This window comes from Belliella baltica DSM 15883 (genome assembly GCF_000265405.1).
GTDB lineage: Bacteria > Bacteroidota > Bacteroidia > Cytophagales > Cyclobacteriaceae > Belliella > Belliella baltica.
The window spans coordinates 3,593,840-3,618,283 of record NC_018010.1; the positions used below are offsets into that span (position 1 = coordinate 3,593,840).

Below are 24,444 nucleotides of genomic sequence, written 5' to 3' on the forward strand. Positions count from 1 at the left end.
AAATGTACAATTCTTCAATTTTGGCTTTCGCATGATTGTTTATATCTATCCGGTAAAGACGGCATTTACTGAACGTGATATACTCATGTTGAGATCTGAACACAGGGTAAAACCGCTCCCATTTACACAATCTCCCATACTGCTTCCACTTTTTTTTATCTTACAATTCTTTCAATTGCTGCTCTTACTTCCTTTTACTACACATTACATGTGCTTTTTTGGTGGATATCATAGTGTGATCCCAGTGTTTCTTGGAAAGCTATTTTCCATTCCAACTTTTATACAAGCAGGTGGTACTGACGCTGTCAATATGCCAAGCATCAATTATGGGAATTATAGAAAAAAATGGTTGAAAAAAGCCACAACCTATAGTTTTCTGAATTGCACCAAAATACTTCCTGTAGCAGAAAGTCTTGTTGCTTATGATTATTCTTATGATTCAAGTATTCCAAAGAAGCAGGGGTTAAAAAATCTAATCCCAAATCTAAAAACACCAATAGAAGTCATTTACAATGGATTTGATGCTGAACTCTGGAAGGATTTAGGAAAGAAAAGAACCCCCTACTCTTTTATCACAGTCGCTAAAGGAATTTCAAAAATACAGAGAGCTAAAGTTAAAGGAATCGACTTAATTGAAAATCTAGCCAAAGAATTTCCTGATTTCCATTTCACCTTGATTGGTGACGCTTCATACTTACCGAAAAGAAAGAACATAAAGGTTGTCGGTTCATTAAACCAAACGGAAATAGTAGCTATTTTGAATGAACATCAATACTATCTTCAACTTTCAACTTCCGAAGGCTTTCCAAATGCTTTAGCAGAGGCCATGCTTTGTGGATGCGTGCCCATTGGGTCCGCTGTTGGAGATATTCCAAATATCATTGCAGATACAGGTGTTATTTTGGAAAGTAGAGATATCAAAAATTTAAAAAATATCATTTCTTCTCTCGATCAGAGCCTGTTTGATTTGAAAAGTGAAATGGCAAGAAAAAGGATAATTTTAAACTTCTCTTTTGAGAAAAGGCGAAATGCTCTGCTATCTTTATTTCAATCTTAAATATTTTTAAATTTTAGTATAATCAATCCATGAAGCCCATCGCACGTCAAAGCATCTTAACCACCTTATCTTCCTATTTAGGAGTGGTGATTGGGTATTTCAATGTACTTTGGCTTTTACCATATGCCCTTGATCCCGAGCAAATTGGTATCTTTCGGACGATTCAAGACATGGCTTTACTTTTCGTTCCTTTTGCCCAATTGGGCGTTGGAAATGGAATAACGAGATTTTATCCAAAAGTCAAATCTTCCCAATTTTCGTTTTTCACGCTAAGCCTCATGATGGCTCTGATTGGATTTGTGATTGTTGCGGGTCTATTTTTCTTCTTCAAAGAAACACTAGTTTCAGCTTTTGCCACCAACTCACCCGAGGTGATAGATTTCTTTGGCGTCGTTTTATTCATCACCTTATTTTCTGTTCTCAATACTATTTTGGACGCATTTTGTAGGTCATTTCTGAAAGTTGCTGTTCCTGCATTTTTCAGAGAAGTGGTTTTAAGATTATTGGTTGCGATCTTAATCAGCTCCTATTTATTAAGCTGGTTAAGTTTTGACATGTTCATGTGGGGATTAGCGCTGACCTACTTTATTGCACTTTTCGGGATGATTATTTATATGTTGAATATCAAACTTTTTAAGTTGAATTTCAAATTCACTGACTTTCCAAAAGGCTTTTTAAAAGAATTTATCAAGTACAATTTGATTACACTTTTGGGAACTACAGGCGCAATTTTGATCATGAAAATTGACAGCTTAATGGTCAGTTCCATGATTGGATTGGACGCCAATGCCATTTACACCATAGCATTTTCTATTGCTGTGGTGATTGAAATGCCTAGAAGAGCCATTTCTCAAGTGATCATGCCTGTAGTCGCAGAACATTTTGAAAAAGGTGAATTGAAAGAAATCAATAAGCTTTATAAGCAAGTTGCGGTGCATCAACTTTTGATTTGTTTACTGCTATTTCTAGGGATTTGGTCGAGTATTGACAGTCTTTATCACTTTGTGCCAAATAGTGAGATTTATGAAGTTGGAAAATGGGTGGTTTTTTGGATTGGTTTGGGAAAATTATCAGATGTGATTTTTTCAATCAATGGAGAAATTATCGTATTCTCCAAATATTATTTATTCAACATTACTGCAACTTTGATTATGAGCATTGCAGTGATTTTCTTGAATTTATTCTTAATTCCCATTATGGGCATTGAAGGTGCAGCTTTAGCATCATTTTTAGCTATGTTTTTATTCAACTTTATAAAGTATATTTTTGTTAAGGGAAGGTTGAATTTTGATCCTTTCTCAGCCGATATATTCAAAATCATATTTTTAGGCTTAATGACTTTTGCTATTCAGTTCTATATATTCCAAAATTGGGAATTAGGAATCCTGAATATATCTTTGAGATCACTAACAGTGATTATTATTTATGTGGGTGGGGCTTTTCTCTTAAATATTGCTAAAGACAGCAGAGATAGACTATTCAAAAAATTAAAAAGAACCGGATCTTAGAGTGTTACAAACCTCTTTATAGACAAGATTTGAGCTGCCTTGAAATCGCAAACTTCCACTGTTATCCTGACTCTTGCGAGACGAGGTCCTGATTGCTCAGGATGAGGCCTGTTTTTGAAAAGGGCTTCACTCGGTAATTTATGTTAATTGTGAAGTTTGAACATGTCGGCGACCCGGTTCAATGCTCAAATATACGGATAAAATAGTGACTTGTTTTACCTAGTCCAATCAATCTTACTTTTCTCAAACCAAGGAAACCAAAGAATCTTTAAGCTATTGACCACTAATAAAAAAAAACAATGTGGATTTTCTCAAATAGTAATAATAAGTAATTTTATAAAGACTTAAATCAGAATAAATAAATTATCATTTGATTTTAAAATATTTGAAACGATATGTCAAAATGCCTTTAAAAAGTCATTTTGACAGCCAAATATTATTCTGTTTACACGAAATAATATTTCCTTGAATTGAAAATATCAATTTAATTATCAATAATTTTGCAGCTATAAAAGCACTATAAAAAATGTATCAAATCAAAAAACTCATTGTTTGTCTTGATCAAAGTGAATTGGATGAAACCTTGGTCAAATTCGCTTCTTTTGTGGCAAGGGTAAATCAGACTAAGAAAATTTACTTTACCAATGTGATTAGAAACCTCAATATCCCAAAGGAGGTTCTTGAAGAGTTCCCCAATTTGATTGATAATATTGTTGAGGAAAGAAAAACCAAGATGAGAGATTTGGTTACCCAAACTTTGGGGAAAATAAAAGATTTAGAAATTTCATACATAGTCAAGGAAGGACAACTATCAAAAAAGATTTTGAAACTTGCTCATGAAAAATCCGCAGATATGATCATTTTAGGCAGAAAAGTTGATCTTACAGGTACTGGAGTACTTTCTCAGCGTTTGGCAAGAAGAGCTAGTTGCTCCCTACTGATTGTACCAGAAAATTCAGTTCCAAAAATTGATAAGCTTTTGGTACCAAGTGATTTTTCCGATTACTCCAAGGATGCTATGGAAGAAGCAGTAATGATTGTCGAAAAGTATGGAGGTAAAGCTGAGATTTTTTGTCAAAATGTATTTTCTATCCCATCAGGTTATCATTTTACTGGAAAAACTTACGAAGAATTCTCTTCGATTATGCAAATGCACGCAGAGATAAATTTTAAAAAATTCATTCGAAAGATCGATACTAAAGACATAAAAATCACACCTCTGTATACGAAAGACGAAGATGATGATCCTGTTGAAGATATTTTAGCTAAAGCAGAAGAAATCAATGCAGATGGAATCATCATTGGTGCAAAAGGAAGGACAGCTGCTACAGCACTTTTCATCGGAAGTATGGCTGAGAGATTGATTCAAATGAATCACAAAATCCCTCTCCTAGTCACAAGACCTAAAGGTAAGAACGCAGGAATTTTAGATTATATTTTGGAGATTTAGGATAAGCAATATCTCAAATCATTTATTGTTAGAAAAAAAAGGAGCTATGCTTTAAGCTAGTTCCTTTTTGTAGTTAAAGAGTCTATCATTTCAAATGATGAATTAAAGCTTATTCATTTTTTTTAAACATGCTACTAAGATTAACAACTGAATTGAATCTAGTAACTCTAACTTTTATATCATAAACATTGTTTCTTTATACTTTCTCTTTTATCCTATCAAATTCATCGTTCAAAAGTTTTTTGGGCATTCAATTAAACTAATCGATATCTTGTTTGTCTAATCAAACAATGATGTCACTCAGCGATCTTGATATTTTAAAATTAATTCAAGAACCCCAAACTCGGGACAAAGGATATAGACTTTTGTTAAGTGCTTATCAAAAACGAGTTTACCACGTCATCAGAAAAATGGTAATCATACACGAAGATGCTGATGACATCACCCAAAACACTTTTATCAAAGCATTCAAAAACCTAGGCAACTTTAACAGCAATTCTTCCTTATTTACTTGGCTTTATAGAATTGCTATTAATGAAAGTTTGAATTTTCTTGAAAAGAAAAAACGCAGATTCTTCTTTCCTATAGAGGACCACGAAGAGGTAATGAAGAATTATATTGATGATTCTTACTACATTGATGGAGAAGAGATTGATAGAAGGTTACAAAAGTCATTACTTCATCTACCTGATAAACAAAGACTTGTATTTAACTTAAAGTATTTTGAAGATTTAAGTTACGAAGATATCAGTAAGATAACCGACACATCTGTTGGAGCCCTCAAGGCGAGTTATCACCATGCTGTGAAAAAAATAGAAAATGAATTGAAATCAGAATAAACCTCAGCCTTTAAATTCTGTCTAATAAACAAGTTATGAAAAATCTACCCAAAAAGAATATCTTCAAAGTTCCAGAAAACTACTTTGAAAATCTTTCAGATCAGATTCTTGAAAAAAACTCCAGTAAGAAGAGTAAAATGATAATTCTTAGGAATATGGCTGCAGCCGCTGTCGTATTGCTAAGTGTAGCTTTATTTGTCTTTAGACAAGAAGTAAATCCTAATGAAAATATTCAGACAAGCATATCTGAGGACATCAATTTATATATCAATGCTGGATATTGGGGAGCTGAAGAAATGCTTTATTTGGCAGATGATCCCAACTTGATTTTAGATCAGATTATTACAGAAGAGTGGGGAAATTACAATGTCAATGAATTGGAATATGAAGAAGATATTTGGTATTAATTATTAGAAAATGAAAAACATAAAATATTTACTTACCTTCCTTCTTGCTGTTTTGAGTTTTAGTGTCTTTTCACAAAGAGAACAAAAACAATTTGATAGAGAAAAATACGAATCAGCAAGAGTTGCTTTCATTACAAATAGACTAGACTTGAAAACTAATCAAGCAGAAAAATTCTGGCCTATTTTCAATAAGTATAATGAAGAAAAGGAAAAAATGATTCGTAATATGTCTGCCATCAATAAAGAATCTGAAGGAGATGTAACAGAAGCCAAAGCAAAAGAATTGATCGCAAGACGCTTTGATATTCAAGAAGAAATCCTTGATTTAGAAAAAAAATTCATGAATGATGTCACTTCAGTCTTGAGCCATACTCAAGCGCTCAAGCTTGGTGGCGTTAACCGTGATTTTGTAAGACAAATCTACAGGATGAATCAGCGTGGTGGGCAAAGAGGAAATAACTAAAAAAGGAGTCAAATTGACTCCTTTTTTACATCTTATATAGTCAAAGATTATTTTTTCAATAAATCCCGAATCTCTTCCAATAAAAGTTCTGACTTTGGTGGAGCTGCTGGTGGTGCAGGTGCTGCTTCTACTTTTTTCTTTCTAGAGTTGATCGCTTTAATTGCTAAGAAAATTACAAATGCAATAATTACAAAATCTACGACATTCTGAATAAAATTACCATAACTTAACACTACAGCAGGAAAATCTACTCCCTCTTCAGTATATGCTTCTTTCAAAGTAAGAGCTAAATCTTTAAAATCTACACCTCCAAGAAGGACTCCCAAAGGTGGCATTATGATATCATTTACAAAAGAGGTAACTATTTTACCAAAGGCTCCTCCGATAATGACCGCAACTGCTAAATCAACTACATTACCTTTGACTGCGAATTCTTTAAATTCTTTTAACATTCCCATAGATGTGTGAGTTTATTTTTAAAATGGTTTTATAAAACGATGTAAAATACAAACAAATCTACAATTATAAAATATAATTCTTCTCTTGGAAAATAAAGAACCTCGATACTTACCAACTAATCATGTCTTAACTAATAGATTCATTTAAAGATTAATTGGGGGTATAATGACTTGAAATTTATAATTTTTTCTAACTTTGAGCCATAACCTATTAAACTAAAATATGAAAATTGCATTAATTGCACATGATGGAAAAAAAGCCGATCTGGTACATTTTCTATCTGGATTCAAAGATGAATTATTACAAAAAGACATAAGCTTAGTCGCAACAGGCACAACGGGTTCCCACATAGAAAAGGCTGGATTTAAAGTAAATAAATTACTCTCGGGACCTCTTGGTGGAGATGCTCAAATAGCTGCCATGGCAGCACAAAAAGAGTTGGATTTGGTTATTTTTTTTAGAGACCCACTAGATAAACACCCACACGAGCCTGATGTGCAGATGTTGATGCGAATATGTGACGTGCACAATATTCCCTTGGCTACAAATCCAGCTGCAGCAAATATGATTTTTAAACATGTTATTTCGCTAAGACACTAATGGAACCAAAAACAATAAAAAAAATAGGTGTATTAACTTCAGGAGGAGATGCTCCTGGGATGAATGCAGCCATAAGAGCTACCGTGAGAGCAGGATTCTTTTATAACTTAGAAATGTACGGAATATACAGAGGTTATGAAGGAATGATTAATAATGAGATCAAAAAACTTGAAAGTAAAAATATTGCTCACATTTTGGAACGTGGCGGTACATTTCTCAAATCAGCAAGAAGTGCAGAATTCAGAACTTCTGAAGGAAGAAAAAAAGCCTATGAAAACCTTCAAAAACATGGCATCGATGCTTTGGTGGTTATAGGAGGAGATGGCTCTTTGACAGGAGCTCATTTGTTTTTTCAAGAATTTGGAATTCCTGCAATCGGACTTCCGGGTACTATAGACAATGATTTGTCAGGTACAGACAGTACAATTGGCTTTGATACAGCTTGTAATACAGCCATTCAAGCAATTGATAAAATTAGAGATACTGCTACTTCTCATGATAGACTTTTCTTTGTAGAAGTAATGGGAAGAGATGCAGGCTTTATTGCTATCAATGCCGGAATTGGAAGTGCGGCGGCAGCAACTTTGATTCCAGAGAAGAAAATGCCCATTGAAAGGCTAGTAGAAAGGCTAAAAGCTAGGACAAAAGCATTAAAACAATCTAATATCGTGATTGTAGCTGAAGGAGGTAAAAGTGGTGGAGCAGCTGAAATAGCTACAAAAATCAAAAAGCTACTTCCTTATTACGATATCAAGGTCACAATTTTAGGGCATTTGCAACGCGGTGGTTCACCAAGCTCATTTGACAGAGTCCTTGCAAGCAAACTTGGAGTAGCAGCCGTAGAGGGTCTAATGCAAGGTAAATATGATGTGATGGCAGGAGTAATTAACAATAAGATTGTCTTTACTCCTATTACCAAAGCTATAGTCGATGACAAAGAAGTAGATGAAGATGATTTTCGAATTGCAAAAATACTTTCAACCTAAAAAAAGGAGGCACAGATTAGCCTCCTTATTTTTTTAGAAAATCTATATTAGAACTTTATTTTTCAAGAATTATGGAGGCATATCCAGGCAGTCTTACAATATTATTTTCTAAAGATCCATTACCAAGAGAAAATAAAACAGCTTGAAAGGATTCAGGTACATTTATACTTTGTTCTTCTTGACCTAAATTATGAATTACAAACAATTCTTGTCCTTCATACTTTCTAAGAAACGCCATTACAGGCTTTGATAAATCTTCACTATAAAATTCTAAATCACCAAGTGCTAATGCCCTATTTGTATTTCTTAATTTTATAATTTCCCTATAATGATTAAAATAACTGGTACTCATTGATTTTTGAATTGCAAGAGGAGTCACCACATCATCTTTAGAATATTCTGCATCTATCCATGTTGCCCTACCAGAATCATTTGCACGAATATCCCAAAGAAATGGTTCTCGAATATTTTCATCAGGTTTCTTTCCCATCATTCCAATTTCTTCACCATAATATAGGTAAGGTGCACCCGGCATAGACATTAGAATAGTAACGGCCTGCTTCAATTTCTTTGGATTTTCATCCAAAGAATTTAGTAATCTTGGCTGATCATGATTAGATGAAAAAGTAGCATCTATAAATTCATCAGTAATATCTTTATAAAAATCTAAAATTTCTTTTTGCTTCCTGACCAATAGCATCCCATCCTCTTTCTTATAAGATTCTAAGAGGGTGTAATGAAAATCAAAATTAAATAAAGCTGGTAGTCCAGGTAAATAAGGAGCCACCACTTCTTTCATATCGTAAACTTCACCTACTAAGTAAACATCTGGCTTAATCTTAGTCATCTCACTTCTAAACTCTTTCCAAAACGCATGATTATCTTTTGGCCGATCATCTGTATAAATATGCTTTGCAGCATCCAATCGAAACCCATCTACACCAACTTCCTCTAGCCAAAACCTTCCTATTTCATAGATTTCTTCTCTTACTTTCGGATTATCAAAATTCAAATCTGGCATTCCTCCAATAAAAAAGCCATAATAAAAATCCTCTCCATTTCCAGGGTCGTGCCACTGTCTGATATTATCACTATCTAATGTTATCGTTTTCTTATTGATAAAGTCGGCTATAGTATCTTTTTGAGCCCAAACATAATAATCTCTGTAAGGATTATCTCTTCCTTTTTTTGACTCTATAAACCAAGGATGCTCACTACTGGTATGATTAATAATCAAATCAATGACTACTTTGATATTTTTCTCATGTGCTGACTTTAACATATTTTTGAAGTCATCCATAGTTCCATAGTCAGGATGAATACCATTATAATCTGTGACATCATATTTGTGATAACTAGGTGATGGCATGATTGGCATAAACCAAATTGCATTCGCTCCTAGCTCTTTAACATGGTCTAATTTTTTAGTCACGCCATTTATATCACCTATACCATCCCCATTGGAATCGTAAAAGGATTGAATAAATATTTCATAAGTTATTCCTGCATGAGGCCAGTGATTCTCCACTTTACTATTTGAAGTTGTATCACAAGAGGTTAATATTGTCAAGACAGATAAAATGGGAGCTAGTAAATGTTTTTTCATGGGTGATCAAATAAAAAAGAAAAAGTCACCTGTAAGTGACCTTTTCTCATTGAGGCAAGTAATTTTTCTTAATTTCTATTGACAGCATTAAGCATATCAAAAGCAACTTCTAATCTTTTCACAAAATTTTCTTCTCCCTTTCTCATCCAAGCTCTAGGGTCATAGAATTTCTTGTTCGGACTATCAGGGCCATTTGGGTTTCCTAGTTGAGTCTGTAAGAAGCCTTCATTGCTTTGGTAGTACTTTAGAACACCTTCCCAGAATGCCCACTGCATATCTGTATCAATATTCATTTTAATGGAACCATAGCTATTTGCCTCTCTTATTTCTTCTACTGTAGAACCAGATCCTCCATGGAATACAAAAAATAATGGCTTACCTGAAGTTCCATATTTTTGATTGATATAATCTTGAGAGTTTTTCAAAATTACAGGTTTCAAACTTACATTTCCTGGCTTATAGACACCGTGAACATTCCCAAAAGCAGCAGCCACTGTAAATAAGTCTCCTACTTGCTTTAGATTTTCATAAGCGTAAGCTACTTCTTCAGGTTGCGTATATAATTTTGAACTATCAATATCTGTATTATCTACACCATCTTCTTCTCCTCCTGTAACACCAAGTTCTATTTCTATAGCCATCTGAAGTTTATTGAACTCTCTAAAGTATTTCACAGAAGTTTCAACATTCTCTTCTAGAGTTTCTTCTGAAAGATCGAGCATGTGAGAACTGTAAAGCGGTCTTTTAAAAGCATCATAATATGCTTTTCCCTCAGCCAACATACCATCAATCCATGGTAATAATTTTTTGGCTGCATGGTCTGTATGTAAAATTACCGGCACACCGTAAGCTTCAGCCATTTTATGAACATGCAAGGCACCAGAAATGGCTCCTACTACGCTTGCTTGTTGTTTATCATTAGGAAGAGATTTACCTGCATAAAACTGTGCACCTCCATTAGAAAATTGAATAATTACAGGGGAATTAACTTTTTTAGCTGTTTCCAAAACACCATTGATCGTACTCGTATTGATTACGTTGACTGCAGGAAGTGCAAATTCACTTTCCTTGGCATATTCTAAAAGATCCTTTAGTTCTTCACCGTACTTTACTCCTGGTTTGAATTTCATGTTGTTGATTTAATGGTTTGATTATTTCTTTATAAACCGTTTTCTTACTAATTGACGGTTGTCATTTAGCTCAAAGATATAAAGACCTGCCTTAAAATCCTTTATTTCTAACTCTAAATTATTACTTACTCCAGATTCTTCCCCTTCCAATAACACTCTCCCTGTTAGATCTAAAACCCTATAATTGAATTGATTGAATCCATTAGGCATAGAAATATTCAGCATATCACTGCTTGGGTTGGGATAAATTTTAAAGGCTAAATCATCAATATTTTCTTCCTCAACAGAGGTTATAATATCTTCTAAAATCTGTCCTTCTGGCATAGGAAGCTTTTGATTTGTATATAAAACAAATTGATTTCCTCTCAATCGTTGTGTGATAGAATTAGAAGTTAAATTAATTTCTTCTCCAGTAAAATAGTTGTACCAAGTACCAGTGCTAGGGAAAGTTAGTGATGCATTATTTACATCCGTCAACCCAAAATTTCCATAAAGAACAACACTCAGATCTCCTTCTTCAACTTTTATAGATTTTACTACTTGGGTTAAGGATAAAGTTGCTTCATCTGGTTCATTGAAAAAATTGTAATCATTTTTCAATTGAATCATAGCTCGATAAAGATTGAACAGCCTTTGTCTTTCTGGATTATCAAGGTAATTCCATCGTGTAGGTTTCACACCGAGACGATCATTATTCAATTCTAAATCATAGCCAAATTCTTCAAATTGCCAAAGCATTTTTGGACCTGGAATTGCAAAAAAGAAAGTAGCCATTAATTGATTTCTATTTGTAGCATGATTCAACTCTCTAATATCTATAGGTGACCTTTGACCATAATTTATAGATTCCCACATGGTTCGTTCTTCATCTTGACTTTCCATATAAGTGACCAGGTTACTTTGCTCCCAGCCTCTGGTTTTATAATAACCCCAATCGAAATTTCTATTTTCACCTTTGGCCATAGCACGGAAATCACCATTCATATTGCCCCAAAACATCAACCCATAATTAGCCAGCTCAGTTTCTTCCGAATTATCTGCAAAATGTTCTAAAATCACATAGGCATCTGGAAAATCCTTTTTGATATTGTCATAGATGTTCTTCCAGATGGCAATTCTAGATTCATCTCGCTGACTCCAAAAACTCACATTGTCTCCTGAGTTGACCTGCGTGAAACCTTTACTCAAATCAAATCGATAACCATCAAATTTATATTCTGACAACCAATAGTGATTCACTGTATCTACAAAAGCCTTGGTATACTCACTTTCATGATTGAAATCATAGCCCACATTAAATGGGTGTCTTGCTACTCTATTGAACCAAGGGTTATCCTCAGTCGGAGCTCCATAATCTCCATCATTGTATAATCTTACCATAGGATTTTGACCAAAAGCATGGTTGAGAACCATGTCAAGGATCACTACCATATCTCTTTTATGCGCCTCATCTATTAGTTCTTTAAGGTCATTTTTGGGACCATAAACCTTGTCTGCGGCAAAGAAAAATGATGGATTATAACCCCAAGATAAGTTTCCTTCAAACTCCTTGATGGGCATCAATTCAATCGCATTGATCCCTAAATCTTTCAAATAATCAAGACGCTCTGTTACTGCCTTGTAAGTCCTCCTATCATCAAAATCTCTAACCAAAAGTTCATAAACGACCAACTCCTCTGGTTTGGGTTTATTGTAATCTAAGTACTTCCATTCATAAGGCTGCTGTGCTGTTTGTAGATAAGAAGCCTGAAATTCAGTCTTTCCTTGAGGGTAAGGTTTTAATTCTGGATATCTATTCTGATCGATTATTTCCTGATCATTAAATGGATCAGAAGTCTTATCAGCATAAGGGTCTCCAATTCTAATACTCCCATCTACTAGATATTGAAAAATATACTCTTCTCCTGGATTAAGATCGGTAATTCTAAGCCAAAACATTTCTTTGTTTGTTGTTTGAAACATTTGATAGCTAGGTAGAATTTGCCAGTCATTGAAGTCCCCAATTACAAAAACATTCTTCTTCTTAGGAGCTTCAAGCACCAAAATCACCTCTGTATCCGAAATGTAATTGATTCCTTTTCTTACTCCTTCAGGTAACTCCGCTTGTGGACTTTGTCCTACTACATTTATAGATATATCGGCTGTTGCTTCTTGGTCACCAGAAATTGCTTTAGCTTGAATCTCAAAAACTCCTTCCGTAGTTGCATTAAAAGTGTAATCCAAAGTTTCAGATTCCAAAGAAGAAGCTACCTCGGAGTTGTTGATTGTTATACTCAAATTCGAAGCTTCAGAAGCTACAATTGAAATTTCTTGACTCTCTCCAATTTCTAACAACATGGAAGAAGTCAAGGGATTCGTAAAGCTTACATCAAATCCCTGACTAAGATTTACAAAAAAATCACCATTGGTAGCAGTTTTACCCTCTCTATTCCCTGTAGCATTTCTAAAAACCATCCCTAAACGGAAGACAGTCTGGTCTCCAGAAATTTCAAAAAGTTCATTGGGGGTCAGTTCCCATTCCCATAAATCAGACTCCCCTTCTACCTTAGACATTCTTGCATCTGGATTGGCAGTACCCCATTCAAATGGGACAATTGACCAAGTTGTAGAAGTTGGACCTTGAGTGACGGCTCCTATATGAATATACACAGGGTCTTCTCCGACTAAACCTGATGATCCCTGAGTTGCATCATAGATAATTTTTACTTTTTGATCTGCTCTAGGAAAACCGGGTTGGGTAGTAACTTGCGCGATTGCCGAACTAGAAAAAAATAAAAGTACGAGTAAATAAATGGATATGGTAATTCTGGATTTCATCTTGAAAGTAGATAATATTTGTGTCAGGACTTTGGACGCCTGATTTAATTAAAAGAAGAAAAGTACCGGCTAAAACCGATACTTTTCTTAAAAATTAATATGTATTAGTTTTTAGTAACAGAGTATCTAATTTCCCAAGGAGTTTTCAAGTCAAACGTTATAGTATAATTACCAGCCTCAGCAATTGGAATATCAGCGCCGTCATTATTAAACCCAGCAACACCTTCCTCCGAACTCATCCCATAATTCATATCCCATGTTTGAGTTCTAAATTTAAACGCTCCAGGAACTAAATCGATTGTTATTTTTAATATATTCTCATCTCTATCGAAAGTCATAGGTGTCTCTGTATCCCATCCACCTGGAGTAGCATCACCGATGATCCCCCAAATACCTACTCTTTCCAATTCATAAGTCAAATCATTTAGGTCCACTTTAACACTGTATGTCCCATACTGATTTTGAGGAATTAATAAATCAGCACCTTTTTCTACTAAAGTTCCAGCTGCATCACCTCTACCAAAATCTGGGAACTCATCCCAAGCTGGACCAGTAATAAACTTAAATGCACCAGATCCTGAAAGTATATGAACAAAACCTTCATAAACATCGTCAGAGCTTTCCGAATAGATGATAGTATTATCATTATCTGGGTTCCAGCCTTGATATTCACCCGGAACTCTTAAAAATGGTAATTCAACTTCTGTCGAATATGGAGTAACTGAGATGGAAACCCCTTCCCCAGTAATCGCTGGTAATCCTGTTCTTGATGGCGTAGCGTTTACTCTAAATTCTAAATTACCTGGCTCACCAGCCACTAAGCCTTTTGCAATCGCTCTTCTATTTAGATCATCAACTTTTACTTCTACAGTAGTGGTTGTAGAAGAACCTATCCCAACAGGTGCAGCAAAGTTATTTCCAACAGCATCTACTTGAATCTCATAGGTGGTTTCAGACACACTCACACCAAAATCAGCTGAATTCAAATTAAATACAATAAAATCATCTGCATCATCAATGCTCAAGACTAAATTCGAAGGCACACCTGATAATGTAGCTCCAGTTTGCTCAATAATTCTAGGTTGCTCAAGAGGCTCACATGACCAAATAAGTGGTAGTGCAAAGACTACAAATAGAAGTTTACTAAATACTTTCATAATGATAAATTTTGGTATAGATTGTTAATTCGATAATAATGTTTTTTTAATATTTTTACTTATTTTATTAATACCATGAATTAGATTTCAACTTAAACTAAAAATAAGTCATGATAGATATATATCTATATTAAATAATCATGCTTACCTAAGCAAGTCTTTAATGAATAAAATAATTAAAAAATATTGTGCAAACGTCGCCGCAATCGTTTGCATAAAATAAAAATCAAGAAGTTATCAATGCTTAAAACTCTTCAATTTGAAAAAATTCAAATTTTATATCTGTATCAAAAAACCTTTTTGAAGGAAATTCTCTTATCTTTAAATTCTTAGAATAATATAATTTTTATGAAATTAGGACAAGTAACAATAAAAGACATCGCTCGTGAGCTAAACGTATCAACTTCAACTGTTTCTAGAGCTCTCAAAGACTACCCAGGTATCAGTGATGACACCAAAAAAAAGGTAAAAGACTTAGCCGAAAAACTTAATTACAGACCAAATGCTGTTGCTCTAAGTTTAAGGAAAAGCAAATCGTTTACGATTGGGGTGATTATTCCTGAGGTGGTACACTTTTTTTTCTCCACAGTAATCAGTGGTATTGAAGAAGTAGCATATGCAAATGGATATAATGTTATTCTTTGCCAAACAAATGAAAAATTACAAAGAGAGTTGAGCAGCATTGAAACAATGCTTGATAATCAGATTGACGGTCTTTTGGTAAGTTTCTCAAAAGAAACTGAAAATTTTGATCATTTCACCAGATTGATGAATCAAAACTTCCCTATTGTATTTTTTGATCGAGTTCCTGATATTGAAAATACAGTGAATGTAACTGTAAATGATTTTAATGGAGCTTACGAAGCAACTAAGCACCTTGTTGATCAAGGATACAAAAAAATCATCCACTTAGCTGGGCCAAAAACGCTTACTATCAGTAAGAAAAGAATTGATGGATACAAAGCAGCACTTCAAGACCATCATTTAAAACAAAAACCTGATTGGATAATTCCCTGTCCTATTGGAACACAGCAAGAGAGTTACGAAATTACAAAATCAATTTTTAAAAATAATAAAGAACTTCCTGATGGTATTTTTGCAAGTAATGACATCGCAGCAGCAGGCGCCATGATGGCTGTAAAAGAACTAGGCTTGAAAGTACCCGAAGATGTAGGCATTGTTGGTTTTTCGAATTGGCAATTTTCTTCTATGATTGACCCCCCTTTATCTAGTGTAGCACAACCTGGTTTTGAAATGGGAGAAAAAGCGACTGAAATACTTTTAGAAATAATCGAAAAGAAAAAAGAAGCCAACTGGGAACCTAAAACAATTGTTTTAGAGACTGAACTACTCGTAAGGAAATCTTCAAAAAAATAATTCAATAAAATTTGAAGCATTTTTAAAGGTATTTATGCAAACGTTTGAATAGGTCTTGGTTCAAAAAAAACAAAGATTTTTCCACTCTTTTAGAAGATTATTGTGCTATCAGACCATATCAAGCAATTTTTTACTTTAATTTTACTTTCTAATTTAGCTTTAGGACAAAAAAGCCGAATGCTAATTCAAGCATTCCAAAAACAACTTTGATTCAATGACATTAGCCTCAAAAACAAGAAATTCAAAACGAAATCTACACTTAGGAAATGTGGAGCATTGGGAAAAAACAGATTTTGGTATTTCTGGGAAAACAAGTAATGGATTTTTTAAGATTACGGTTTTTGAACATGACACAATAAGAATTCAAGCCAGTCAAGAAGATACATTCTTCTCAAATCCTTACAGTGTAGTTTCTCAACCAAGACATGAAGGTTTCTCAATTGAAGAATTAGATCAATTACTTGTTATCAAGACTAAGACCGTTGAGCTTAAACTCTTTCTTAATCCATTTCACCTAAAGTTTTATGATAAAAATGGAAAGTTATTGAATGAAGACGACCCTTCATTTTCTATCTCTTGGCTTGGAACAGAAGTAACGAATTACAAGAAATTACAACCTCAAGAAAAGTTTGTTGGTCTTGGTGAAAAAACTGGTAATCTTAATCGTGCTGGAAAAGCATATACAAATTGGAATACAGATTATTTTGCATACGGAATTGGCGATGACCCTTTATATATGTCTATTCCATTTTATATAGGAATTCATGATGAAGTTGCCTACGGAATCTTTTTTGATAATACACATAAATCTGTTTTTAACTTTGGAGCCTCGAATAATCGATTCATGTATTTTTCAGCAGAAGATGGTGAAATCGATTATTATTTCATGCATGATGACCATGTTAGTAAAATCTTAAGTGCCTACACAAAACTTACGGGTCGAATGGAAATGCCACCAATGTGGTCTTTAGGGTTTCAGCAATGTCGCTATTCTTACTATCCTGAATCAGAAGTCCTGAATCTTGCTCAAACTTTCAGAGAAAAGGATATGCCTGCCGATGTGATTTACCTTGATATCCATCACATGGAAAAGTACAAGGTTTTCACATTTGACAATGAAAAATTTACCAATCCAAAAGCTATGATCACGAAGCTAAAAGAAAAAGGCTTCAAAGTGGTGGTCATTATGGACCCAGGAATCAAGACTGAAGCGCATTATGCTCCTTATGTTGAAGGATTAGGAAAAGACTTATTTGTGAAATATCCCGACGGAGAAATTTATGAAGGCCAAGTTTGGCCTGGATGGTGCGCTTTTCCTGATTTCACTAAAGAAGAAACAAGAACTTGGTGGGGTGAAAAAATGAAATTCTACAAAGATGCAGGAGTAGATGGATACTGGACCGATATGAACGAACCAGCTTCTTGGGGACAGCATACACCTAATTTGATTGATTTTCATTATGAAGGCGAAATAGTGAGTCATCGAAAAGCTAGGAATATTTACGGAATGCAAATGGCTAAGGCAGCAAAAGAAGGGAGTGAAATGCAAGCTCCAAATCAACGGCCGTTTGTATTAACTCGCTCAGGATTTTCAGGAATTCAACGATACGCAGCTGCTTGGACTGGTGATAATGTCTCTAGTGAAGAGCATATGTTGGCCGGTGTCAGATTGGTTAACAGTCTTGGGTTGAGTGGAGTATCGTTTTCTGGATATGACATTGGGGGATTTGCAGGAGAAGCCTCTAAATCTTTGTTTGCAAGGTGGATTAGTATCGCCACTTTCTCTCCATTCTACAGAGCACACTCAATGATCAATAGCTGTGATTCAGAGCCTTGGTCTTTTGGAGAAGAAGTAGAAGAAATCTCAAGGAACTATATGAAATTGAGATATCAAATGCTTCCTACTTTGTACAGCCACTTTTATAAAAGCACAGAATCAGGTCTTCCTGTAGCAAAAAGCTTGGTGCTTGACTTTCCACATGAAGCTAAAGTTTACGAAGAAGCATTCCAAAATCAATACATTTTTTGCGAATCCTTACTTATTGCCCCCATAGAAAGTACCAAGGAAATCACTAAGGTTTATCTTCCGGAAGGCGACTGGTATTATTTCTTCAATGATCAAAAGTACTCAGGCAATCAGATAATTTATGTAGATACACCATTGAGCTATTTACCTGTTTTTGCTAAAGCGGGATCAATCATCGCTATGCAAAGTGCCATATCACATACTGATGCTACACATGAAGGAGTTTTAAAACTTCATATTTATAAGGGAAAAGGGTCATCGACCTACCTTCATTATGAAGATGATGGATTCAGTAAGAATTATCAAAAAGCTGAATTCTTCAAAAGGGAAATAACTTGGAATTCAGATAAACAAGAACTCCAATTTGGACCTGTCGAAGGGAATTACGAATCAGCATTTAAGGAAGTTCAGCTTTACTTTCATGGCATTGACAAGGATTCAATTTCATTGGGTGATCAGGAAATAAAAGGTGAAAAAGAAAATCTAGCATTTTTGGGACGTTTGACAGAATTCGATCCTTTACCTGATTATTCTCAACCCTATTATGAAGTGGAGAATATAAATTCCTTTAGATTCACCCATCAATCCGATGAATTCAAAGTCAAAATCTAATTTATAAGGCTTAATCAATAAACCCAAGCTAATGCAAATAGAAGAAATAAAGCCAAGATTGAGCTTTTGGCAAATTTGGAATATGAGTTTTGGATTTCTCGGAATCCAATTTGCCTTTGCTTTGCAAGGAGGATTTATGTCTCGAATTTTTCAAACTCTCGGTGCGGAAAAGGATGATATTCCTATACTATGGCTTGCAGCTCCGCTTACAGGTCTGATCATACAGCCGATTGTAGGGTATTTGAGTGACAGAACATGGCATCCTATCTTAGGTAGAAGAAGACCTTTTTTCTTTATTGGAGCAGTTTTTAGCACCATAGCCTTATTCTTTGCCCCCTACTCTAGCGCCTTGTGGATGGCGGCTTCTTCTTTATGGATTTTAGATGCTTCGATCAATATCAGCATGGAGCCATTCAGAGCCTTAGTTGCAGACAAACTTCCTGACAGTCAGCGTTCTTATGGATTTGTAGTACAGACATTGATTATTGGAATTGGAACTTGGATTGCCAGTAATTTACCATGGTTCATGACAAAGATTGGAGTTCCAAATACAGCAGCAGCGGGTGTAGTACCAGATTCGGTAAAATTTGCTTTTGGAATCGGAGCAATCGTGTTATTCACTTCAATCCTCTACACGATTCTCACCACGAAAGAATATCCACCAGACAACTTAAAGAAATTTGAGAAAGAGAAGGCTGCAAGCAAAGGTTTCCTCAAAGGAATAAAAGAAATATTTGAAAATATTCTGGACATGCCAAAAGTAATGCTCAAGCTTGGTGTTGTGCAGTTTTTCTCTTGGTTTGCATTTTTTACCATGTGGACTTATGCAACACCAGCTATCACTGAGCATATTTTCAAGGCAACAGATACCGCATCATTGGCTTACAATAATGCAGCAGATAGTGTTGGGAATTATTTGGGTACTTATGGACTAATCTCTATGTTTTTTGCCTTGATATTGGCTTTCGTCACTAGTAAGGTCAAAATCAATAGAAAACTAGTACACATGCTCAGTTTGATTTCGGGAGGTATTGGATTTATTTCCATATTCTATATAACCGAGCCTTGGATGCTTCACCTTTGTTTTGCCTTGGTTGGAATAGCATGGGCGAGCATTCTCTCTATGCCTTATGCCATGCTTTCTAGTTCTGTAGATCCAAATAAAATGGGGATATACATGGGGATTTTCAACATGTTTATCGTGATTCCTCAGATCATTGCCTCTGTTGGTGGCATTACCACAACATATAAATTCCTTTTTGGTGACGAGGTGATCTACACAATGGTCTTAGCTGGCACTTCTCTAATCTTGGCAGGATTTGCCAATCTCTTGATCACAGATAGGAATGCTACCCATGATGGATAAAATATTTTAGCCTTTTAAGTTTAATAAATTTGAAATCCGATAATTTTTGTTTGTCGGATTTTCTTTTTTTAGCTGGTGTATCAATGCAATTGGATTAATTTTGACCATGCAAAAAATTAGAATTACGGGTGTACCAGAGCATTTCAATTATCCTTGGTTGCAGGTGATTGAACAGCAGCCATTTTTAGACGAGGGAATTGAGTTAGTTTGGCAAGAAGAATCAAGGGGGTCTGGAGCGATGAACAGAGCCTTGAGAGACGGCAGTACAGATATTGCCCTAGTCCTAACAGAAAGCTTTATCAAAGATCGCATAGAAGGAAATCCATCAAGAATCATAGGATTCCATATTGCTTCCCCTTTGATTTGGGGGATTCATATATCAGCTAGATCACCTCAAAGCTCTTTAACTGAACTTGAAGATATTCCATTTTTGATCAGTCGATATGGCTCTGGATCACACTTGATGGCATTCCTATTGGCGCAGCGAGAAGGATGGGCTTCTGACAAATTGAAATTTGAAGTTATCGATAATCTTGATGGGGCAAAAAAAGCATTCGAAAATCCTGAACCAAAAATGTTCCTTTGGGAAAAGTACACCACCAAGCCACTTGTGGATGCAGGTCAATTCAAACGTGTAGGTGAGATCCCGACCCCTTGGCCTTGTTTTGTGATAGTGGTTACGGAGCAAATCTTAGAAACCCATACTGAAGTACTCGTCCGATTACGAGATATGGTCTATGCCTTTGCTGCTAAGATGACTCAGGACAAGGATTTTCCTGCTACAATTTCCAAAACTTATGGAATCAAGGAAGAAGATATAAAAGCTTGGTTAAAACAAACTAGGTGGGAAACAAAAAATATTATTGAAGCAGAAAACTTAGTAAATACAATCAAAATTCTTAGAGGCCTTAATCTAATTAAAGCTGAAGTAACATTCTTAGATTTGATAGATGATAGAATCATCGAAATTAAATAAAAAAACCAAAGGTTAATATTAAAGAAATTTCACAATTTGTTTCAGTTTCTATTTGCCTCTAAAAGCAATCGGATCAGCCTTTCCTACCCAATTGAGAGAATATCCATCTGAATCGATATCTCCTAGTACCCTCAAGCCAGACACATGGGGTGCTGACATGGAAGTTCCTGTCTGATTACTATAACCACCTCCTCTCCAGGTTGATACCACGTTAACACCCGGAGCTGCATATTTGATAGGTTCACCATAGTGAGAAAACCAAGCTCTCCGATCTCTAGAGTCTATAGCTGACACGGTAATGGTATAGTTACCAACCACACGAGCTGGACTAAATGCTGTGGCCGGCAAGGCAGAATTACCAGAAGCTATGACCATCCAAATTCTTCTTTTTTCGGATACATTCAGCAAGGCATCATCTAGAACTCTGCTCTCATCGAAACCACCGAAACTCAGATTTGCGACATCTCCTGGAATACCTCGAACACCTAAGTGCTCAATACCAGCTACCATTCCTGAATAAGTGTAAGCTGCCCATGGACCAAAAAATATCTTAATAGGTACTACTGGCACACCTGCTGCTACACCTACTACACCAAAATGATTATCTAATGCTCCCACTGTACCCGCTACATGGGTACCATGTCCATGCTCGTCATTGAAGTTCCAATCTTTTCTAAATCTAGTGTAAGCATCAAATCCTTTTTGAGTATTTACATTCAAATCAGGATGATTCAAATCGATACCCGTATCTAAAATAAATACACTGTGCCTACCTGAATACTGAAAGGGTCCTCCGACTCTCTTAATGCCCCAAGGAATAGATTGTGTATTGACTACAGGCTCTTCTGGTTGATTTCTTGGATGATCAATGGGTCTTCCCAGCATGCCCATCCTATCCTGCTCTACATACTTTACCCTGGGGTCTGCACTAATTTCATGAATTTTTTCCTTGGATATTCTAGCTGTAAAACCAGTCAATGCCATGGTATAAGTTCGATCGAGATCCTCTTCACTCAACTTATACTGCGCTAAAAATGAAATGGCTTCTTTACGCATGGCTGCTTGTGCACCTTCGTAATCATCTGGATCAATTCTGAAATTGATTTGGTTGTCATGCAGAATTACAAAGTATTGTCCATCGATAGGCGTGGTGCTGTAATTAGGAAAAGTCATATTTTCCTGAGCATCTGTCACTTCCACAGCTTCTTGATTATCCTCAGCACAAGACGTCATGCCAACCAATACGATTGCAGCAAAAGCAATACATCTATAAAAGTTTATTTTCATAAATCTCTATTTTCTATCAAATATATAAACAAAAATGTATTTCATAGAAACTTAAATCATTATTAAATTGATTTTCTAAAATCATTTGACCTAATAAATAATCAAGCCCTGATTTCATAAAATCAGGGCTTGTTATCTAATGTTCACAAGGAAATAATTCTATAACTCTCTTCTAACAAAAGTTAAATTCTTTGGCATTATCATTTTTGCTTTTACTTTCCTTTCTTTACTTGGATCATTTTTAGGCAGTATTATGACTATTCCCTCTCGAGTAGTATCTATCTCCATTTTCATTACATCATCTTTAATGTTCAAGATACCTTTCCCTATATGACTATCATCTCCTTGACTTAATTCATAATAAGTAAAAATTAGTTTCCCATTCTTATCACCATTGTATTCTTCCAACAAGGCAAAATTTGAACCTAATTTTGGCCAGTAGTTATCAGAATTTAAATAAATTTTTCCAGATTCGTAATATTTAAAACTCAAAAGCAATACGTCAGCTGAAATACCAGTATCCTTGTCTCTAAACTTAAACGGGAATTTTTCTTCGTATTTCATTTCTAAAACGATGCTATCTCTATCATTAACATAAGCCACCCAAGTACCCTCAAAATGCTCTATACTCGCGCTTTCAATATATTGTGCATTTGAAATTAGAGGACAAAAACAAACAAATAATATCCTAAGCAATGATTTTAATTTCATCTATTTCTTAAAAGTCTAACCTAAAAAAACGGGTAAAAAAAACCCTTTCTAGACTTATATTATAAATTATCCCAATCCCAGTCTTCATTCATTTGATTGATAGCATAATGAGCTGTCAAATCATACTGACATGGGACTATCGATACATAATTATTTGCAATAGCCCATTCATCGTTATCCTCACCTTTGTCAAAATTCACAAAGTTTCCAGCCATCCAAAAGTACTTTCTACCATTCGGGTCAAATCTTTCTGAAAATTCTTCCTGCCATTTGGCATGTGCTTGTCTACATACTTTGACACCTTTGATGGGTTCATTCCTCTTTGGCGGGAAATTCACATTCAAAGCGACACCCTTGGACATACCATGGTCAAGCACTTGCTTTGCTATTTTGTAGACGTATTCTTCCACATGAGAAAAGTCAGCTTTGGAAGAATAATCACAAAGGCTAAAACCAATAGAAGGATAGCCTTCTAAAGCACCTTCAATAGCCGCTGACATCGTACCAGAATATAAAACAGAAATAGATGTATTGCTACCATGATTGATCCCACTGACAACTAAATCGACTTTGCGGTCTTTCAAAACATAGTGTTTGGCTAATTTGACACAGTCGGCTGGAGTACCACTCGATTTGTATGCTTGTGTCTCATCGAAAATATCCTCCTCTGACAATCTAAGCGTTTCACCAATAGTAATCGCATGTCCCATTCCTGATTGTGGACTGTCAGGAGCGACAACAACAACCTCTCCCAATTTCTTCATTACGTTGACTAGAACTCTAATTCCTTTTGAAGTGATACCATCATCATTAGAAACTAGAATCAAGGGTCTTTTAGACATAAAGTTTTATTTTATTTGGTTATAATAAGCAGTAATTCTTAATAGATCTCCTCTCTTATCATGCGAAAGTCTATTTTTCCTCATGTAAAGCTTCACCTCATCTTCCCGATCATCGAAAAATACCATCAAATCCTTTTTCTTTTGAGAATATTTTTGAATCTCTCCATCTTTGAAGAAAAAATAATTAAAAGCTAGTCTGTAGCCCATTCCCATCATTGGGCCTCCCCACATTGGATTCATCATCATTGGACCATTCATCCCCATACCTCTATTGTCAGTAGCCACATATTCTCGACACAAAAGAGCTACTTCATCTCCTTGAGTTAAGACTTCAAAGAAAACAGGAGTTTGGTAATCTGTGGCTAAAGCATAGGGAAGAGAATAAAACGTCCGTATCCCACCATAAATTTCATCGAAAATCTCAAACTGAGAAACGTTAGAGGCACCAAAAGTTTCAACACTTTCTCTTTGAAGCTGTACAATATTATTTTCTAAATCATACATGATCAAACCTGAATAAATCTGACCATCAGTCGCTACCACTTTGCCTTTATGCCAAATTTGAGATGGAAACTTATTTTGAGCCCACGATTGCGTCAATAGGAACGACATGAAAAAAAGAAATATAAGTATCTTTTTCATTTATTAAGTCTTTTGGTTTTGATGATATCATAGTAACGAATAAAAATAAAGATTGGTTGATACCATAGTTGATTAAGTTATTAGAGAATAGTTGATTGTTGATCAATATATTAAACTCAATATATA

The 24,444-nt window shown here is 35.2% G+C and carries 21 protein-coding genes; 12 read left to right on the forward strand and 9 right to left on the reverse strand.

What is annotated here, in order from left to right; translation table 11 throughout:
* Positions 1-31 precede the first annotated feature (31 nt).
* The 6 genes from BELBA_RS16290 (at position 32) to BELBA_RS16315 (ending at position 5,724) form a co-directional block, all read left to right on the forward strand.
* Positions 32-1,057 carry a glycosyltransferase family 4 protein gene (locus BELBA_RS16290; protein ID WP_014773773.1) on the forward strand — a complete coding sequence of 342 codons (1,026 nt, stop codon included), beginning with the start codon at positions 32-34 and terminating at the stop codon, positions 1,055-1,057.
* A 29-nt stretch (positions 1,058-1,086) separates the two neighbouring features.
* Complete coding sequence (locus tag BELBA_RS16295) at positions 1,087-2,565, forward strand: oligosaccharide flippase family protein (protein WP_014773774.1); 1,479 nt, start codon at positions 1,087-1,089, stop codon at positions 2,563-2,565.
* A 526-nt stretch (positions 2,566-3,091) separates the two neighbouring features.
* Positions 3,092-4,015 carry a universal stress protein gene (locus BELBA_RS16300; RefSeq protein ID WP_014773775.1) on the forward strand — a complete coding sequence of 308 codons (924 nt, stop codon included), beginning with the start codon at positions 3,092-3,094 and terminating at the stop codon, positions 4,013-4,015.
* A gap of 290 nt (positions 4,016-4,305) precedes the next feature.
* Positions 4,306-4,854: an RNA polymerase sigma factor gene (locus BELBA_RS16305; RefSeq protein WP_014773776.1), complete on the forward strand. Its 549-nt coding sequence runs from the start codon at positions 4,306-4,308 to the stop codon at positions 4,852-4,854.
* A gap of 35 nt (positions 4,855-4,889) precedes the next feature.
* Positions 4,890-5,261: a hypothetical protein gene (locus tag BELBA_RS16310; protein ID WP_014773777.1), complete on the forward strand. Its 372-nt coding sequence runs from the start codon at positions 4,890-4,892 to the stop codon at positions 5,259-5,261.
* Positions 5,262-5,271: 10 nt separating this feature from the next.
* Positions 5,272-5,724, forward strand: coding sequence for a Spy/CpxP family protein refolding chaperone (locus BELBA_RS16315; RefSeq protein ID WP_014773778.1), 453 nt, complete (start codon positions 5,272-5,274; stop codon positions 5,722-5,724).
* Between the two features lie 47 nt (positions 5,725-5,771).
* Here the strand turns inward: BELBA_RS16315 and mscL are convergent, their stop codons facing one another.
* Positions 5,772-6,182, reverse strand: coding sequence for a large-conductance mechanosensitive channel protein MscL (gene mscL / locus BELBA_RS16320; RefSeq protein WP_014773779.1), 411 nt, complete (start codon positions 6,180-6,182; stop codon positions 5,772-5,774).
* Positions 6,183-6,405: 223 nt separating this feature from the next.
* On the opposite strand from mscL, the gene BELBA_RS16325 reads away from it, so the two are divergent.
* A complete protein-coding gene (locus tag BELBA_RS16325; RefSeq protein ID WP_014773780.1) occupies positions 6,406-6,783 on the forward strand; it encodes a methylglyoxal synthase in 378 nt (125 codons plus the stop codon).
* Complete coding sequence (pfkA, locus tag BELBA_RS16330) at positions 6,783-7,769, forward strand: 6-phosphofructokinase (protein ID WP_014773781.1); 987 nt, start codon at positions 6,783-6,785, stop codon at positions 7,767-7,769. Before BELBA_RS16325 ends, pfkA begins: the two co-directional genes overlap by 1 nt.
* A 55-nt stretch (positions 7,770-7,824) precedes the next feature.
* Here pfkA and BELBA_RS16335 read toward each other — a convergent pair whose 3' ends face one another.
* From BELBA_RS16335 to BELBA_RS16350, 4 genes are all read right to left on the reverse strand, one after another.
* Positions 7,825-9,375, reverse strand: coding sequence for an alpha-amylase family glycosyl hydrolase (locus BELBA_RS16335; RefSeq protein WP_014773782.1), 1,551 nt, complete (start codon positions 9,373-9,375; stop codon positions 7,825-7,827).
* A gap of 68 nt (positions 9,376-9,443) precedes the next feature.
* Positions 9,444-10,505, reverse strand: coding sequence for a class II fructose-bisphosphate aldolase (fbaA, locus tag BELBA_RS16340; protein WP_014773783.1), 1,062 nt, complete (start codon positions 10,503-10,505; stop codon positions 9,444-9,446).
* A 21-nt stretch (positions 10,506-10,526) separates the two neighbouring features.
* The gene (locus BELBA_RS16345) at positions 10,527-13,322 is read right to left on the reverse strand and encodes an alpha-amylase family glycosyl hydrolase (protein ID WP_014773784.1); all 2,796 of its coding nucleotides are present in this window, start codon (positions 13,320-13,322) and stop codon (positions 10,527-10,529) included.
* Between the two features lie 104 nt (positions 13,323-13,426).
* The gene (locus BELBA_RS16350) at positions 13,427-14,479 is read right to left on the reverse strand and encodes a SusE domain-containing protein (RefSeq protein WP_014773785.1); all 1,053 of its coding nucleotides are present in this window, start codon (positions 14,477-14,479) and stop codon (positions 13,427-13,429) included.
* A gap of 348 nt (positions 14,480-14,827) precedes the next feature.
* Between BELBA_RS16350 and BELBA_RS16355 the strand changes: the two genes are divergently transcribed.
* The 4 genes from BELBA_RS16355 to BELBA_RS16370 all read left to right on the forward strand — a co-directional run bounded on the left by BELBA_RS16355 (position 14,828) and on the right by BELBA_RS16370 (position 20,836).
* Positions 14,828-15,856 (forward strand): LacI family DNA-binding transcriptional regulator, encoded by a 1,029-nt coding sequence (locus tag BELBA_RS16355; RefSeq protein WP_014773786.1) that lies wholly within the window; start codon positions 14,828-14,830, stop codon positions 15,854-15,856.
* A gap of 214 nt (positions 15,857-16,070) precedes the next feature.
* Positions 16,071-18,494: a glycoside hydrolase family 31 protein gene (locus BELBA_RS16360; protein ID WP_014773787.1), complete on the forward strand. Its 2,424-nt coding sequence runs from the start codon at positions 16,071-16,073 to the stop codon at positions 18,492-18,494.
* A gap of 31 nt (positions 18,495-18,525) precedes the next feature.
* Positions 18,526-19,860: an MFS transporter gene (locus BELBA_RS16365; protein ID WP_014773788.1), complete on the forward strand. Its 1,335-nt coding sequence runs from the start codon at positions 18,526-18,528 to the stop codon at positions 19,858-19,860.
* Between the two features lie 106 nt (positions 19,861-19,966).
* Complete coding sequence (locus tag BELBA_RS16370) at positions 19,967-20,836, forward strand: substrate-binding domain-containing protein (protein WP_014773789.1); 870 nt, start codon at positions 19,967-19,969, stop codon at positions 20,834-20,836.
* Between the two features lie 48 nt (positions 20,837-20,884).
* Here the strand turns inward: BELBA_RS16370 and BELBA_RS16375 are convergent, their stop codons facing one another.
* From BELBA_RS16375 to BELBA_RS16390, 4 genes are all read right to left on the reverse strand, one after another.
* On the reverse strand, positions 20,885-22,123 hold the full coding sequence (locus tag BELBA_RS16375; protein WP_014773790.1) for a S8 family peptidase: 1,239 nt from the start codon (positions 22,121-22,123) through the stop codon (positions 20,885-20,887).
* Positions 22,124-22,282: 159 nt separating this feature from the next.
* Positions 22,283-22,834, reverse strand: a complete 552-nt coding sequence (locus BELBA_RS16380; RefSeq protein ID WP_014773792.1) for a hypothetical protein — start codon at positions 22,832-22,834, stop codon at positions 22,283-22,285.
* Positions 22,835-22,893: 59 nt separating this feature from the next.
* The gene (gene surE, locus BELBA_RS16385) at positions 22,894-23,676 is read right to left on the reverse strand and encodes a 5'/3'-nucleotidase SurE (protein ID WP_014773793.1); all 783 of its coding nucleotides are present in this window, start codon (positions 23,674-23,676) and stop codon (positions 22,894-22,896) included.
* A gap of 6 nt (positions 23,677-23,682) precedes the next feature.
* A complete protein-coding gene (locus tag BELBA_RS16390; protein WP_014773794.1) occupies positions 23,683-24,318 on the reverse strand; it encodes a hypothetical protein in 636 nt (211 codons plus the stop codon).
* Between the last annotated feature and the right edge of the window lie 126 nt (positions 24,319-24,444).

Coding starts and splice junctions, on each gene's coding strand:
- BELBA_RS16315 (WP_014773778.1), top strand. CDS start 5,272: ATGAAAAACATAAAATATTTACTTACCTTCCTTCTTGCTGTTTTGAGT.
- BELBA_RS16310 (WP_014773777.1), top strand. CDS start 4,890: ATGAAAAATCTACCCAAAAAGAATATCTTCAAAGTTCCAGAAAACTAC.
- surE (WP_014773793.1), bottom strand. CDS start 23,676: ATGTCTAAAAGACCCTTGATTCTAGTTTCTAATGATGATGGTATCACT.
- BELBA_RS16325 (WP_014773780.1), top strand. CDS start 6,406: ATGAAAATTGCATTAATTGCACATGATGGAAAAAAAGCCGATCTGGTA.
- BELBA_RS16335 (WP_014773782.1), bottom strand. CDS start 9,375: ATGAAAAAACATTTACTAGCTCCCATTTTATCTGTCTTGACAATATTA.
- BELBA_RS16295 (WP_014773774.1), top strand. CDS start 1,087: ATGAAGCCCATCGCACGTCAAAGCATCTTAACCACCTTATCTTCCTAT.
- BELBA_RS16305 (WP_014773776.1), top strand. CDS start 4,306: ATGATGTCACTCAGCGATCTTGATATTTTAAAATTAATTCAAGAACCC.
- mscL (WP_014773779.1), bottom strand. CDS start 6,182: ATGGGAATGTTAAAAGAATTTAAAGAATTCGCAGTCAAAGGTAATGTA.
- BELBA_RS16375 (WP_014773790.1), bottom strand. CDS start 22,123: ATGAAAATAAACTTTTATAGATGTATTGCTTTTGCTGCAATCGTATTG.
- fbaA (WP_014773783.1), bottom strand. CDS start 10,505: ATGAAATTCAAACCAGGAGTAAAGTACGGTGAAGAACTAAAGGATCTT.
- BELBA_RS16300 (WP_014773775.1), top strand. CDS start 3,092: ATGTATCAAATCAAAAAACTCATTGTTTGTCTTGATCAAAGTGAATTG.
- BELBA_RS16365 (WP_014773788.1), top strand. CDS start 18,526: ATGCAAATAGAAGAAATAAAGCCAAGATTGAGCTTTTGGCAAATTTGG.
- BELBA_RS16355 (WP_014773786.1), top strand. CDS start 14,828: ATGAAATTAGGACAAGTAACAATAAAAGACATCGCTCGTGAGCTAAAC.
- BELBA_RS16390 (WP_014773794.1), bottom strand. CDS start 24,318: ATGAAAAAGATACTTATATTTCTTTTTTTCATGTCGTTCCTATTGACG.
- BELBA_RS16290 (WP_014773773.1), top strand. CDS start 32: ATGATTGTTTATATCTATCCGGTAAAGACGGCATTTACTGAACGTGAT.
- pfkA (WP_014773781.1), top strand. CDS start 6,783: ATGGAACCAAAAACAATAAAAAAAATAGGTGTATTAACTTCAGGAGGA.
- BELBA_RS16345 (WP_014773784.1), bottom strand. CDS start 13,322: ATGAAATCCAGAATTACCATATCCATTTATTTACTCGTACTTTTATTT.
- BELBA_RS16360 (WP_014773787.1), top strand. CDS start 16,071: ATGACATTAGCCTCAAAAACAAGAAATTCAAAACGAAATCTACACTTA.
- BELBA_RS16380 (WP_014773792.1), bottom strand. CDS start 22,834: ATGAAATTAAAATCATTGCTTAGGATATTATTTGTTTGTTTTTGTCCT.
- BELBA_RS16370 (WP_014773789.1), top strand. CDS start 19,967: ATGCAAAAAATTAGAATTACGGGTGTACCAGAGCATTTCAATTATCCT.
- BELBA_RS16350 (WP_014773785.1), bottom strand. CDS start 14,479: ATGAAAGTATTTAGTAAACTTCTATTTGTAGTCTTTGCACTACCACTT.